Annotated in this window: 14 protein-coding genes; all 14 read right to left on the bottom strand. The window is 60.3% G+C overall.

The window, feature by feature from the left end; translation table 11 throughout:
* Positions 1-129: 129 nt before the first annotated feature.
* Positions 130-921: an amidohydrolase gene (locus BFQ04_RS13545; RefSeq protein WP_065951258.1), complete on the bottom strand. Its 792-nt coding sequence runs from the start codon at positions 919-921 to the stop codon at positions 130-132.
* Positions 909-2057: a pyridoxal phosphate-dependent aminotransferase gene (locus BFQ04_RS13540; protein WP_065951257.1), complete on the bottom strand. Its 1149-nt coding sequence runs from the start codon at positions 2055-2057 to the stop codon at positions 909-911. The genes BFQ04_RS13545 and BFQ04_RS13540 overlap by 13 nt, the downstream gene beginning before the upstream one ends.
* Before the next feature lie 135 nt (positions 2058-2192).
* Positions 2193-3662, bottom strand: a complete 1470-nt coding sequence (gene der / locus BFQ04_RS13535) for a ribosome biogenesis GTPase Der (protein ID WP_057723953.1) — start codon at positions 3660-3662, stop codon at positions 2193-2195.
* A gap of 260 nt (positions 3663-3922) precedes the next feature.
* The gene (gene bamB / locus BFQ04_RS13530; protein ID WP_065951256.1) at positions 3923-5074 is read right to left on the bottom strand and encodes an outer membrane protein assembly factor BamB; all 1152 of its coding nucleotides are present in this window, start codon (positions 5072-5074) and stop codon (positions 3923-3925) included.
* Positions 5067-5708 (bottom strand): YfgM family protein, encoded by a 642-nt coding sequence (locus BFQ04_RS13525; protein WP_065951255.1) that lies wholly within the window; start codon positions 5706-5708, stop codon positions 5067-5069. The genes bamB and BFQ04_RS13525 overlap by 8 nt, the downstream gene beginning before the upstream one ends.
* 41 nt (positions 5709-5749) lie before the next feature.
* Positions 5750-7039 (bottom strand): histidine--tRNA ligase, encoded by a 1290-nt coding sequence (gene hisS, locus BFQ04_RS13520; RefSeq protein ID WP_065951254.1) that lies wholly within the window; start codon positions 7037-7039, stop codon positions 5750-5752.
* 23 nt (positions 7040-7062) lie between these two features.
* Positions 7063-8172 carry a flavodoxin-dependent (E)-4-hydroxy-3-methylbut-2-enyl-diphosphate synthase gene (gene ispG / locus BFQ04_RS13515; RefSeq protein ID WP_003175952.1) on the bottom strand — a complete coding sequence of 370 codons (1110 nt, stop codon included), beginning with the start codon at positions 8170-8172 and terminating at the stop codon, positions 7063-7065.
* A gap of 2 nt (positions 8173-8174) precedes the next feature.
* Positions 8175-9161, bottom strand: a complete 987-nt coding sequence (locus BFQ04_RS13510; RefSeq protein ID WP_065951253.1) for a RodZ domain-containing protein — start codon at positions 9159-9161, stop codon at positions 8175-8177.
* Positions 9161-9919 carry a type IV pilus biogenesis/stability protein PilW gene (pilW, locus tag BFQ04_RS13505; protein WP_065951252.1) on the bottom strand — a complete coding sequence of 253 codons (759 nt, stop codon included), beginning with the start codon at positions 9917-9919 and terminating at the stop codon, positions 9161-9163. The genes BFQ04_RS13510 and pilW overlap by 1 nt, the downstream gene beginning before the upstream one ends.
* Positions 9920-9931: 12 nt before the next feature.
* On the bottom strand, positions 9932-11080 hold the full coding sequence (rlmN, locus tag BFQ04_RS13500; protein ID WP_065951251.1) for a 23S rRNA (adenine(2503)-C(2))-methyltransferase RlmN: 1149 nt from the start codon (positions 11078-11080) through the stop codon (positions 9932-9934).
* A 29-nt stretch (positions 11081-11109) separates the two neighbouring features.
* The gene (ndk, locus tag BFQ04_RS13495; RefSeq protein WP_003175956.1) at positions 11110-11535 is read right to left on the bottom strand and encodes a nucleoside-diphosphate kinase; all 426 of its coding nucleotides are present in this window, start codon (positions 11533-11535) and stop codon (positions 11110-11112) included.
* 92 nt (positions 11536-11627) lie between these two features.
* Positions 11628-11828 (bottom strand): Fe-S cluster assembly protein IscX, encoded by a 201-nt coding sequence (gene iscX / locus BFQ04_RS13490; protein WP_032879605.1) that lies wholly within the window; start codon positions 11826-11828, stop codon positions 11628-11630.
* A 14-nt stretch (positions 11829-11842) separates the two neighbouring features.
* Positions 11843-12184, bottom strand: coding sequence for an ISC system 2Fe-2S type ferredoxin (gene fdx / locus BFQ04_RS13485; protein WP_003175958.1), 342 nt, complete (start codon positions 12182-12184; stop codon positions 11843-11845).
* A gap of 3 nt (positions 12185-12187) precedes the next feature.
* Positions 12188-14050, bottom strand: coding sequence for a Fe-S protein assembly chaperone HscA (gene hscA / locus BFQ04_RS13480; RefSeq protein ID WP_065951250.1), 1863 nt, complete (start codon positions 14048-14050; stop codon positions 12188-12190).
* Between the last annotated feature and the right edge of the window lie 32 nt (positions 14051-14082).

The raw sequence follows: 14082 nt of genomic DNA, 5'->3' as shown, positions 1-14082 counted from the left end.
GAATCCAGGGGCCTTTTTACTTTGGGCTATGGTGGTGGTGATGGCCTCATCGGGGGCAAGCCCCCTCCCACTTTTTGACTTGTGAATACCTTCAAATGTGGGAGGGAGCTTGCCCCCGATGGCGGCCTGTCAGACAAACTGAAAGCTATCGGCATCCAGATTCGCCGGAAACTTGGTGCGATACGCCGCCAACTCCGCTGCATTCAGAATCACCTGGAATACCCCATCAGCCTCCCCCGCGCTCAGCAATGTCTCACCCTGGAAATCCAACACCTGGCTATCGCCGGTGTAGGCAAAGCCCTTGCCGTCCGTGCCGACTCGATTAACCGCTGCCACATAACACAAATTCTCGATGGCCCGCGCCGGCAACAAACGGTTCCAGTGCTGGCGCCGCGCCCCCGGCCAGTTGGCGGTGTACAGCAGCAAGTCGGTGTCCTGGGCATCGCGACTCCACACCGGGAAGCGCAGGTCGTAGCAAATCAGCGGGCGGATACGCCAGCCCTTCAACTCGAACTGCACCTGACGCTCGCCGGGTGTGTAGTGGTCGTGTTCACCGGCCATGCGGAACAGGTGGCGTTTATCGTAATGCAGCACCTCACCGTCGGGGCGCGCCCAGAGCAGGCGGTTACGGTGGCTGCCGTCCGCCGCCTGGATGATCACACTGCCGGTGATCACCGCGTTGTATTTCGCCGCCTGGGCTTGAAGCCAACGCAGAGTCGGGCCGTTTTCCTGTTCGGCCAGAGCGGCCGATTCCATGGAGAAGCCGGTGGTGAACATCTCCGGCAATACGATCAGGTCAGCGCCGTTGGCCTGCTCCAGCAGCAGCTCGAAATGCTCAAGGTTGGCCTGGCGGTCGTGCCACGCCAGGGTGGTCTGGATCAGGGCAACGTTCAGGTTCGGCAAGGCACTCAAATCACGCATAGTTTTTCCGCTGCTCGTTGCAGCGTCTCCTCGCGTTTGGCAAAGCACAGGCGCACCAGGCGCTGGCCTTGGGGTGGGTTGCGGTAAAACACCGAGATCGGAATCGACGCCACGCCGTGTTCGCGCGTCATCCATTCGGACATGGCGACATCATCCAGGTCCGGGCGGATCCGGGAATAATCCACCAGTTGAAAGTAAGTCCCCGCCGATGGGCTGAAGCTGAACCGCGACGGCGCCAGCAACTGGCAGAACAGGTCGCGCTTGGCTTGATAGAACGCCGGCAGCGCATCAACGTGCTCCGGGTGCTCAGCCATGAAATCGGCCAGCGCGTACTGCAACGGTGTCACGCCACAGAAGCTGACGTATTGATGCACTTTGCGCAGCTCGGCAGTGAGGGCCGGCGGTGCAACCACATAGCCGGTCTTCCAGCCCGTGACGTGATACGTCTTGCCGAACGAGCTGACCACGAACGCACGCGCGTACAGCTCCTCGTGGGCCAGCACGCTGACGTGGGGCACGTCATCGAACACCAGGTGTTCGTACACTTCATCGCTGAGCAGATAGATATCGCGGCCGCGAATCAGCTCGGCCAACTGGTCCAGTTCCTCACGGCTGACCAGCGCGCCACTGGGGTTGTGCGGTGTATTGAGCACAATCATGCGCGTGCGCGGCGACAGCGCGGCCTTGATGCGCTCCAAATCCAGGCTGAAATCCTGCAAGCCCAACTGCAGATGCACGCATCGCCCGCCGGCCAGCTCCACCGAGGGTGCGTAGCTGTCGTAGCAAGGGTCGAAGATGATCACTTCGTCACCGGTGCGGATAACCGCCTGGATAGCGCAGAAAAGGCCTTGGGTAGCGCCGGGCGTGATGGTCACTTCAAGATCCGCATCGACGCTGACACCGTAACTGCGGGCGATCTTTTCCGCCACCTGCTGGCGCAGCGCGGGCAAGCCGCTCATCGGTGCGTATTGGTTATGGCCGTTGGCGACGTGCCGGCCCACGGCGTCGAGCAGGTCTTGAGGGCCGTTGAAGTCGGGAAAACCCTGGGACAGGTTGATTGCGCCGGTTTCGGCCGCCAACTGCGACATGCTGGTGAAAATGGTCGTGCCGACATTCGGCAGCTTGCTGGTGATCATGGGAGCCCCCTTCGGGTGAGCTGCAAGTTTTAAGCTGCAAGCTGCAAGCGGGTCAAGGGGCAAACCGCCGCGCACAAAAAAGGGCGCCAACGGCGCCCTCTCTTGCAGCTTGTAGCTTACAACTCGAAGCGGCCGTTATTTCTTGTCGCGGCGCTTCTTGTCGGCCTTCTTGTGGTGAGTCATCAAACGACGCTTCTTGTTCACCTGACGGTCGGTCAGTGTGTTCTTGTTGCCTTCGTATGGGTTCTCGCCACCCTTGAACTCGATACGGATCGGCGTACCGACCAGCTTCAAGACACGGCGGTAGGTGTTTTCCAGGTAACGCACATAGGACTTGGGCACCTTCTCGATCTGGTTACCGTGGATCACGATAATCGGCGGGTTGGCACCACCCAGGTGGGCGTAACGCAGTTTGATGCGGCGGTTGTTGACCATCGGCGGCGCGTGCTCGCCCACCGCGTCTTCCAGGATCTGGGTGAGGCGATTGGTCGGCCAGCGCGTGACCGCAGACTTGAACGAGTTCTGTACGGAGGCGTAAAGGTTGCCCACGCCGGTGCCGTGCAGCGCCGAGATGAAGTGAATATCGGCAAACTCAACGAAGAACAGGCGACGCTGCAACTCGATCTTGACGAAATCGCGCTCGCTCGGCGTCATGCCGTCCCACTTGTTGATCGCGATCACCAGGGCGCGACCGGCTTCCAGGGCAAAGCCCAGCAGGTTCAGGTCGTGGTCCACCACGCCTTCGCGCGCGTCCATCACAAAGATCACCACGTTGGCGTCTTTGATCGCTTGCAGGGTTTTGACCACGGAGAATTTTTCAACTTCTTCGTGGATCTTGCCGCGCTTGCGCACACCGGCAGTGTCGATCAGCGTGTACTTTTCCTCGTTACGTTCGAACGGGATGTAGATGCTGTCGCGGGTGGTGCCGGGTTCGTCATAGACGATTACCCGGTCTTCACCGAGCATGCGGTTGACCAGGGTCGACTTGCCGACGTTAGGGCGGCCGATGATGGCGATCTTGATACCGTCTTTTTCGCTCGGGCCAGGAATGCGCTTGGCTTCCTCGCCTTCGGCGACGATTTCCTCCTCACCCTCTTCTTCCTCATCGTCATCCTTGGGAAAGGTGCTGAGGGCAATTTCGAGCATCTGCGTGATGCCGCGACCGTGGGCGCCGGCAACCGGGATCGCGTCGCCCAGGCCCATCGGGCTGAATTCGGCACGGGCCGCCTCAGGATCGATGTTATCGATCTTGTTCGCGACCAGATAGGAACGCTTGTTGCGCTTGCGCAGGTGCTCGCCAATCATCTGGTCGGCAGCGGTGTAGCCCGCGCGGGCGTCCACCAGGAACAACACGACATCGGCTTCTTCAATGGCCAGCAGCGACTGCTCGGCCATTTTTTCGTCCATGCCATGTTCGTCACCGGAGATACCACCGGTGTCGACAATAATGTAGGAGCGCCCTTGCCACTTTGCCTCACCGTATTGGCGATCACGGGTCAGACCGGACAAGTCGCCGACGATGGCGTCGCGAGTCCTGGTCAGGCGGTTGAACAAGGTGGACTTGCCGACGTTAGGTCGACCCACCAGGGCGATTACGGGAACCATGCGGCTCTCCACTTCGTTATTTCAGAAAATACAAAAGCCGCTGCAGGGCAGCGGCTGGTGCTCGGGGCGGCATTTGAATGCCACATGCCCTGCTCTGACACCACCACTGCAGGAGCGAGCTTGCTCGCGAAAAACCCAAGGACGACGCGTTAACTCAGCAAGCCCGCGTTATCGTTGACGTTCCTCGCGAGCAAGCTCGCTCCTACAGAGAGCATTGAAACAAGGCCGCCTGGGGGATTACCCCAAGCATAGTCAAACCTTTACTTGATGGTCAGGGCTTCCAGCTTGCCGCTGTTGCCATACACATAAAGCATGTTACCCACCACCAGCGGACGCGCACGCAGGCCGTCGCTGTCGATCCGCTCGCGACCTACAAAGCGACCGTCCACCTGGCTCAGCAGGTGCAGGTAGCCTTCGAAGTCACCTACCGCTACGTAGCTGGAGAAGACTTCCGGCGCCGACAGTTGGCGGCGAGCCAGGGAGTCGTTACTCCACAGCGCAGTGGTGGAACGCTCGTCGACACTTTCAACGGTGCCGGACGCCAGGCTCACGTAGACGCTGCCAAACCCTTGGGCGACACCGGCGTAGCTGGACGCATCACGCTGCCAGTTGACCCGGCCGCTCTGCAGGTCCAGTGCCGCGACACGGCCCTGATAAGTGGCGACATAGAGGGTCTCGCCGGACAGCAACAGGCCGCCGTCGATATCCACGACCCGATCCAACTCGGAACGACCTTGCGGAATAGCCACACGGGTTTCCCAGACCGGCACGCCGTTCTGGGTATTCAGGGCGACCACTTTACCGGTGGACAGCCCGGCAACGGCCAGATTGTTGGTCACAATCGGACCACTGGTACCACGCAGGGTCAACACCGCCGGGGTGCTGTCGTACAACCAGCGCTGTTCGCCGGTGCTGGCGTCCAGACCGATCACACGGTCATCCTGGGTTTGCACCACGACGATATCGCCGTTGGTGGCAGGCGGTGCGAGCACTTCACTGGTCACGCGAGCGCGCCATTTCTCTTCACCGGTGCTGGAGTCCAGCGCCACGACTTCGCCTTTGAGCGTGCCGAGCATGACCATGCCGTAACCCACGCCAACGGCGCCGGAGACAGGCAGTTCAAGGTCTTTCTTCCACTTCACGTCGCCGGTCATTCGATCCATGGAGGTCACGATGCCGGTTACGTCTGCGGCCACAATGTTGTCACCGTCGATTGCCGGTACCAGCATGTTGTAGGTTTCGCCCTGACCGTCACCGATGGAGCGGCTCCACTGCTTTTGCAGGACCACTTCCTCTTTGAAGCTGGTCAGCTCCGCAGGTGGCAGTTCTTTTTTACTGTTGCTGCTGCAACCCGCGGCCAGAACGGCCAGAGCCAGCAATGCTGCATGTTTCCAACGGATCACGTCACGCATCCCCTTTGGCCAAGTCGTCCAGCTTGATTTGTAAGCCACCGACCGCCGCTTCATCAGACAGCGCCGCCTTGGCTTTTTGGTACGCAGCATTGGCTTCGTCGGTACGACCCAATTGGACCAACAGGTCGCCCTTGAGCTCTTCGCGAGTGGCTACAAATGCCTTGTCAGCATCGCCGTCGAGCAGTTTGAGTGCCTCGTCAGCCTTGTTCTGTGCCGCCAATACCTGTGCCAGGCGTTGACGTGCGATTTCACCCAGGGTCGGGTTGGTCGGTTTGTCGGCAATGGCCTTGAGCTCAGTGGCTGCATCATCCAGCTTGCCGGTGTCGACCGCGACTTTCGCGACGAACAGGCTACCGTACTGGGCGTAGGTCGTGCCGCCAAATTCGTTCTTCAGCTTGCCGGCCAGGTCTGCCACCCGGGCAGGGTCCGGCTTGCCGTCCGGCGTCAGGGTAGTTTCCAGCAATTGCTGATAAACAATCGAGGCGCCCTGGGACTGGTTGGCCTGATATTTGGTCCAGGCTTGCCAGCCGAACACCACCACTAAAGCCAGCAGACCGCCAGTAACCAGGGGCTTGCCGTTACGCTGCCACCAGTCCTTGAACTCGGCCAGTTGCTCATCATCAGTACTCGACACCCCAATACTCCTTAATCGCTAAATTCGGCTGTTCGACAGCTTCAACCCTGCACGACGCAGGTGGCCAGGTGCGCAGCGAGCGCATCAAAGGCAATGTTCTGTTGTTCGCCCTGGCCACGCAGGGGTTTGAAACCTATCACTTGCTGGGCCAACTCGTCATCGCCGAGGATCAGCGCATACAACGCGCCGCTCTTGTCAGCCTTCTTGAACTGGCTCTTGAAGCTGCCCGCGCCGGCATTGATTTGCAGACGCAGGTTCGGCAGTTGGTCACGCACCTTTTCGCTCAGGGCCAAGGCAGCCAGTTCGGCGGCCTCGCCAAAAGCGCAAAGATACACGTCCACCTGGCGGGAAATCTCTTGCGGCACTTGCTCAAGGGTCTCGAGCAGCAGGATCAGCCGCTCGATGCCCATGGCGAAACCTACGCCCGTGGTCGGCTTGCCACCCATTTGCTCGACCAGGCCGTCGTAACGACCACCGGCACACACCGTGCCCTGAGCGCCGAGTTTGTCGGTGACCCATTCGAACACGGTCTTGCTGTAGTAATCGAGGCCGCGCACCAGCTTGGGGTTGATCACGTAGGGAATACCCGCCGCATCCAGGCGAGCCTTGAGGCCCTCGAAGTGCGTGCGCGATTCTTCGTCCAGGTAATCGGCCATTTTCGGCGCGCCGACCAGTACGGCCTGGGTATCGGCGTTCTTGGTATCAAGTACGCGCAACGGGTTGGTCTTCAGGCGGCGCTGGCTGTCTTCGTCCAGCTTGTCCAGGTGGGCAGACAGGTACTCGACCAGGGCTTCGCGATAGCGTCCGCGGGACTCGCTGGTGCCCAGGCTGTTGAGTTCAAGCTTGACCGCATCGCGGATGCCCAACTGGCCCCACAGGCGCCAGGTCAGGACGATCAGCTCGGCGTCGATGTCCGGACCGTCCAGGTTGAACACTTCGCAACCGATCTGGTGGAACTGGCGATAGCGACCTTTCTGCGGGCGCTCGTGGCGGAACATCGGGCCGATGTACCACAGTTTCTGGGTCTGGCCACCACCGGTGATGCCATGCTCCAGCACAGCGCGAACGCAAGCCGCGGTGCCTTCCGGACGCAGGGTCAGGGAGTCGCCGTTACGGTCTTCAAAGGTGTACATCTCTTTTTCGACGATGTCGGTCACTTCACCGATGGAGCGTTTGAACAGCTCGGTGAACTCGACGATCGGCATGCGGATCTGCTTGTAACCGTAGTTATCCAGCAGACGCGCGACCGTGGCCTCGAAATAGCGCCACAGTGGCGTCTGCTCCGGCAGGATGTCGTTCATGCCACGAATGGCTTGCAGAGACTTGCTCACATCAAATCCTTAAATTCGTTCAATCAGCCGCGAGCGATCAGCGCTGCATCAGCGGCGACCTTTTCGGCCGCTTTCTCGCGGATCAGCTTTTCCAGCTCATCCACCAGATTGTCATTCGTCAATTTCTGCGACGGTTTGCCGTCGATGTAAATCAGGTTAGGTGTACCGCCGGTCAAGCCCACATGCGCCTCCTTGGCCTCCCCCGGTCCATTGACCACGCAACCGATCACCGCGACATCCAGCGGCACCAGCAGGTCTTCGAGACGCAACTCCAGGTCGTTCATGGTTTTCACCACGTCGAAGTTCTGCCGCGAGCAGCTCGGGCAGGCAATGAAGTTGATGCCACGGGAACGCAAACGCAGGGATTTGAGAATGTCGTAGCCGACTTTCACTTCCTCTACGGGGTCTGCCGCCAGGGAGATGCGGATGGTATCGCCAATCCCTTCGGCGAGCAGCATACCGAGACCCACCGCAGATTTCACTGTGCCTGAGCGTAAACCGCCCGCTTCAGTGATGCCCAGGTGCAGCGGCTGCACGATTTCCTTGGCCAGCAGGCGGTAGGCTTCTACGGCCATGAACACGTCGGAAGCCTTTACGCTGACCTTGAAGTCCTGGAAATTCAGGCGCTCCAGGTGTTCAACGTGACGCAATGCCGACTCGACCAGCGCCGCCGGGGTAGGCTCGCCGTATTTCTTTTGCAGGTCTTTTTCCAGCGAACCGGCGTTGACCCCGATGCGGATGGGAATACCGCGATCACGGGCCGCATCGACTACGGCGCGCACACGGTCTTCACGGCCGATATTGCCCGGGTTGATCCGCAGGCAGTCCACACCCAGTTCGGCTACGCGCAACGCAATCTTGTAGTCGAAGTGGATGTCGGCAACCAGCGGCACCTTGACCAATTGCTTGATACGGCCAAAGGCTTCGGCAGCGTCCATGTCCGGTACGGACACCCGCACGATGTCCACGCCGGCCGCTTCCAGACGATTGATCTGGGCGACCGTGGCGGCCACATCGTTGGTGTCGCTGTTGGTCATGCTCTGCACCGCGATGGGGGCATCGCCGCCCACCGGCACCGAGCCGACCCAGATCTTGCGCGATACGCGACGTTTGATTGGAGATTCGCCGTGCATGACTATTGTCCCAACTTGAGGCGAGCGGTCTCGCCACTGGTGAACGGCGCCACGTCCACAGGCTGGCCGTTGTAGGCCACTTGCGCGCCACGGGCGAAGCCCAGACGCAGCGTCAAAGGAGGCTTGCCGCCCTGATCAAGCGTATCTCCCTTACGCTTCAGACCGCTAAACAGCACTTTGCCATTACCATCGCTGACTTGCGTCCAGCAGTCAGCGACGAAGGTGATCTGTACGCGCCCGTCACCGGCGATCAACGCGGGGGTGGTGGGCGGCGAAATCGCAGGCGCAGCCGGTGTGGCTGGCGCTGGAGCCTGGGCCGGAGCGGGCGCTGCGGGAACCTGGGCCTGGGCGGCGGGTGCTGCTGGAACCGGAGCGGGGACGGCGGCAGTTGCAGCAGGTGCGCTGCCGGTTTCTGGAGCAGGCTGTTCGGCGATGGCTGGCGTTTGCGGCGCAGCTTGTCCTTCGACGACTGCCTGGTCTTCCGGCTCATCCAGTGGATGAATCTGGGTGGTGCCGTCGGCGCTCTCGACTTCGACGTGCTCCAGCGCGTTGCTGGTCAGGTCTTTATTGCGTTGGGAAGTCTGGTCCTGCCACCAGACGAAGCCACCCCCGATCACGGCAATCAGCAGCAACAGGCTGACAATGCGCAGGATCGTGTGGGACACCCGGGTTGGCTCTTCAATACGCCCGAGGCCATGCACATTGCTGCCCTGGGAGTCGGTGCCGGTGAACTGGTCGAACTGCTGGACCAGTACGGTCTGGTCGATACCCAGCAACTTGGCATAAGCGCGGATATAGCCTCGGGCAAACGTGTGCCCCGGCAGCTTGTCGAACGCGCCAGCTTCCAGGTTGGCCAGGGAGGTGCTGGTCAAATTGAGCTTGAGGGCCACTTGCGCCAGCGACCAACCATTGCTTTCGCGGGCCTCACGCAAGGTGTCGCCTGGGTTTACGCGATTAGCTGCTACAACTTCCGGGTGCGCGGCTTTCATCATTGCTCCGACAGGTATTGCTGATATTCCGGCGTACCGGGATAGAGTCGCTCGAGTTGCTGGCCAAAACGTGCGGCCGTGTCGCGTTCTTCATGAACCGTCGCCAGGCGCACACCGAGCAATAGACTACGTGCATTGTGCCCGCTGAGCAGGCTGAAACGCTCGTAATAGTCACGTGCCGGCACATAATGCCTGTCTTCGTAGGACAACTCAGCCATTTCAAGCAAAGCGCGTGGCTGGCGAGCGTTCAGGTGCAGGGCTTTTTCCAATTGCTGGCGCGCAAGCTCGCGCTGTCCCAGGTGGATCGAAGTCACCCCCAGGTTCTCGAAGATGCGCGAACGCTGGGGATAAAGAGTGTCGGTGCTGGCCTGGCGGAAATAAGCGGCTGCCTGTTCATAACGTTTCTGCTCGAACAGGAAACTGCCGTAGTTGTTCAGCAACCGCGCGTCGCCAGGACGGGAAGCCAGCGCCCTGGTGAAATAGCGATCAGCCAACTCGGGCTCGGCCTGAGCCTGGAAAACCAGCGCCAGCGCGGCATTGGCATCCGCATCGTCGGTATCCAGCTCCAGGGCCTTCTTCAATGGCACCTTGGCCTGCTCGCTCATGCCTTGTTGCAGATAGCCCAGCCCCAGTTGCACATACGCCACTCGCGCCGCCTCACGCCCCTTGTCGGTTTGCAAAGGGCTATCGTGGCCCGATGAAACACAACCGGCCACGAGACCGGTAACCAGTAAAAGCAGCGCAAGGCGCAAGGGCATAGAGATCCTCTCTCAGATTCGATTCACAGCAATTTGCGGCAGATCGTCGGCGGCGTTCAGTTCACGCACGGCGATGTAACGCTCGCTGCGGCGGGTGCGGTCCATCACCTGCCCTACCAATTGGCCACAGGCGGCGTCGATGTCTTCACCACGGGTGGTGCGCACGGTGACGTTGTAGCCGGCCTGGTGCAGTTGATCCTGGAAACGGCGGATGGCGTTGTTGCTCGGCCGCTCGTAGCCAGAATGGGGAAACGGGTTGAACGGAATCAGGTTGATCTTGCACGGGGTGTTCTTGAGCAGCTCGATCATCTCGACCGCGTGCTCGACCTTGTCGTTGACGTCCTTGAGCATGGTGTACTCAATGGTCAAGACACGCTTTTCGCCCAAGGTCGCCATATAACGCTGGCAGGATTCGAGCAGCATCTTAAGCGGATACTTCTTGTTGATCGGCACCAATTGGTTACGCAATGCGTCATTGGGTGCGTGCAGCGACAACGCCAGGGAAACGTCGATGTGCTTGGCCAGCTCATCGATCATCGGTACCACGCCGGAGGTCGACAAGGTCACACGGCGCTTGGAGATGCCGTAGCCCAGGTCGTCCATCATCAGGTGCATGGCCGCAATCACGTTGTCGAAGTTCAGCAGCGGCTCACCCATGCCCATCATCACCACGTTGGTGATGGCACGGTCGACGGTCGCCGGGACGCTGCCAAAGGATTTGTTGGCAATCCACACCTGACCGATGACTTCGGCGGCGGTGAGGTTGCTGTTGAAGCCTTGCTTGCCGGTGGAGCAGAAACTGCAGTCCAGGGCACAGCCTGCCTGGGACGAAACGCACAAGGTGCCGCGCTTGCCCTGGGGAATGTACACGGTCTCGACGCAGCTGCCGGACGCCACGCGCACCACCCACTTACGGGTGCCGTCGCTGGAAATGTCCTCGCTGACCACTTCGGGACCACGAACTTCGGCAATGGCCTTGAGCTTGTCGCGCAGGGCCTTGCTGACGTTCGTCATGGCGTCGAAATCGTCGACGCCAAAGTGGTGAATCCACTTCATTACCTGACCGGCACGGAAACGCTTCTCCCCGATTGAGTCGAAGAATTTCTCCATTTCCGGCTGAGTCAGACCCAGCAGGTTGGTTTTAACAGTCGATGTAGTCATGGATTCACCCTCACTCTTTAAGCCGATGCTTAGCGAGCGGTTACTTCAGTAGCAGCGAAAAAGTACGAGATTTCGCGAGCAGCAGCGGCTTCGGAGTCCGAACCGTGAACAGCGTTGGCGTCGATGGACTCGGCGAAGTCAGCACGAATGGTGCCGGCAGCCGCCTCTTTAGGGTTGGTAGCGCCCATCAGTTCACGGTTCAGAGCGATAGCGTTCTCGCCTTCCAGCACCTGAACAACAACAGGACCGGAGATCATGAAGGCAACCAGGTCGCCGAAGAAGCCACGGGCGCTGTGCTCAGCGTAGAAGCCTTCAGCTTCAGCCTTGGACAGTTGCTTGAGTTTCGAAGCTACAACCTTCAGGCCGGCTTTTTCGAAACGAGTGGTGATCTCGCCGATGACGTTTTTTGCAACAGCGTCAGGCTTGATGATGGAGAAAGTACGTTGAACAGCCATGGTGTAACTCCAGAAACGGTAATTTACGAAAAATTAAACCCGCGAATTATACGCGGGTTATCAGGTATTGCCTAACTGCGTAATAAGGCGGCTCAGTCTGCTTCTTCGATCCACAGGCCTTGAATCGCCTCCAGGACCTTTTCGCCACCGCGATCCGGGATGTCGTCAAAATCCGGCAGTGCCATTACGAGGTTGCGCAGCTTGACGAAGTTCACCGTAAGAGGATTGACCTCAGGGTGAGCTTCAGCAAGTTGTATAGCGATTTCTTGTACATCAACCCATTTCAGGCTCATGACAGTTCCTTGAATCAATGCGGCGCTTCGGCCGCATGGTTGAGCGAATATTTCGGGATTTCGACCGTGATGTCTTCAGTGCCGACCTTTGCCTGACAGCTTAGACGCGAAGTCGCTTCCAGGCCCCAGGCGCGGTCGAGGAAGTCCTCTTCCAGCTCATCAGCCTCTTCAAGGCTGTTGAAGCCCTCGCGAATGATGCAGTGGCACGTGGTGCACGCGCACACACCGCCGCAGGCACTTTCAATCTCGATGTGGTTGTCGTGGGCGACCTCAAGGATGGACTTGCCGGTCTCAGCCTCCACGACCATACCGTCCGGGCAATGCTCGGCGTGTGGCAGAAAAATGACCTGCGGCATCAGTTATTCCTCAATTTCATTCAGGTTGCGACCCGCCAGGGCGGCTTTTACCGTCTGGTCCATACGGCGGGCGGCAAAGGCATCGGTGACTTGTGACAGGCGCTTGGTCTGCTGCTCGATGGCGTAGCCATCGTTACCTTTCATCAGTTCGGCCAGCTCCTGCATTTGCAGGTCGATGACCATGCGTTCCTCGGCGTCCAGCAAGCGCTCGCCGTCGGCATCCAGGGCGCCCTGTACCGCTTCGAGCAGGCGCTGGGCATCGACTTGCTGCTCACGCAGCACGCGGGCGACCTTGTCATCGCCGGCATATTGGAACGAGTCCTTGAGCATTTTGGCGATTTCACCGTCGGTCAGCCCATAGGACGGCTTGACCTGGATACTGGCTTCGACGCCCGAGCCCAGCTCACGGGCCGCCACGCTGAGCAGGCCGTCGGCGTCGACCTGGAAGGTCACGCGAATCTTCGCCGCGCCCGCCACCATGGCCGGGATACCGCGCAATTCAAAACGCGCCAGGGAGCGGCAGTCGCTGATCAGCTCGCGCTCGCCTTGCAGCACATGGATCATCATGGCCGTCTGGCCGTCTTTGTAAGTGGTGAAGTCCTGAGCGCGGGCGACGGGAATGGTGGTGTTGCGCGGAATCACCTTCTCCATCAGGCCGCCCATGGTTTCCAGGCCCAGGGACAACGGAATCACGTCGAGCAGCAGCAGCTCGCCACCATCGCGCTTGTTGCCGGCCAGGGTATCGGCCTGGATCGCAGCACCGATGGCCACCACTTGATCCGGGTCGATTTCAGTCAGCGGTTGGCGACCAAAGGCTTCGGCAACCGCCTCGCGAACCCGAGGAACACGGGTGGAACCACCGACCATGACCACGGCACCGACCTCTTCGAACTCGATACCGGAATCACGCACCGCACGGCGGCAGGCCTTGAGGCTGCGGGCAACCATCGGTTCGATCAACGCATCGAAGGCTTCGCGGGTCAGCTGGGCCGACCAGCTACCGTAGGAAACTTCAACGGTAGCAGCGTCGGTCAGCGCTTCCTTGGCCGCACAGGCGGTTTGCAGCAAGTTGCGCTGGGCGCCTGGGTCCAGGTCGGCGGACAAGCCCGCACTGCTGATGATCCAGCCTGCGATGGCGTGGTCGAAGTCATCGCCGCCCAGGGCGCTGTCGCCCCCGGTGGCCAGCACTTCAAAGACGCCGCCGGTCAGGCGCAGGATCGAAATATCAAAGGTGCCGCCACCCAAGTCATAAATGGCGACCAGGCCTTCGGCATGCTGGTCCAGGCCGTAAGCCACGGCAGCGGCAGTCGGCTCATTCAGCAGGCGCAGCACGTTCAGGCCGGCGAGTTTTGCCGCATCCTTGGTGGCTTGGCGCTGCGCATCATCGAAATACGCCGGAACCGTGATCACCGCCCCCACGAGTTCGCCGCCCAGGGTGGTTTCCGCACGCTGGCGCAGCACCTTGAGGATATCGGCCGACACTTCCACCGGGCTTTTCGGGCCCTGGACGGTGTCGATGAACGGCATATGGGACTCACCGCCGACAAAGCGGTAAGGCAGTTGGTCGCCCAATTGCTTGACGTCGGACAAGCCACGACCCATCAAGCGCTTGACCGACAACACGGTGTTCAATGGGTCGTTAGACGCCGCCAGCTTGGCTGACTCACCCACTTCGATACGGTCGGGGTGATAGCGCACGGCGGACGGCAGGATTACCTGACCATCGGCATCGGGCAACGGCTCGGACAGGCCGCTGCGGACGGCAGCAACCAGGGAATTGGTGGTGCCCAGGTCAATCCCGACCGCCAGGCGACGCTGGTGCGGTTGAGGGCTTTGGCCGGGTTCGGCGATTTGCAGTAGAGCCATGGTAATCAGGTCTTATCTGTCTATCAGGCGTG

This window comes from Pseudomonas sp. 37 R 15, from assembly GCF_900004865.1.
In the GTDB taxonomy this organism is placed as follows: Bacteria; Pseudomonadota; Gammaproteobacteria; order Pseudomonadales; family Pseudomonadaceae; genus Aquipseudomonas; species Aquipseudomonas fluorescens_AM.
This window is presented reverse-complemented; position numbering and strand designations above follow the sequence as displayed.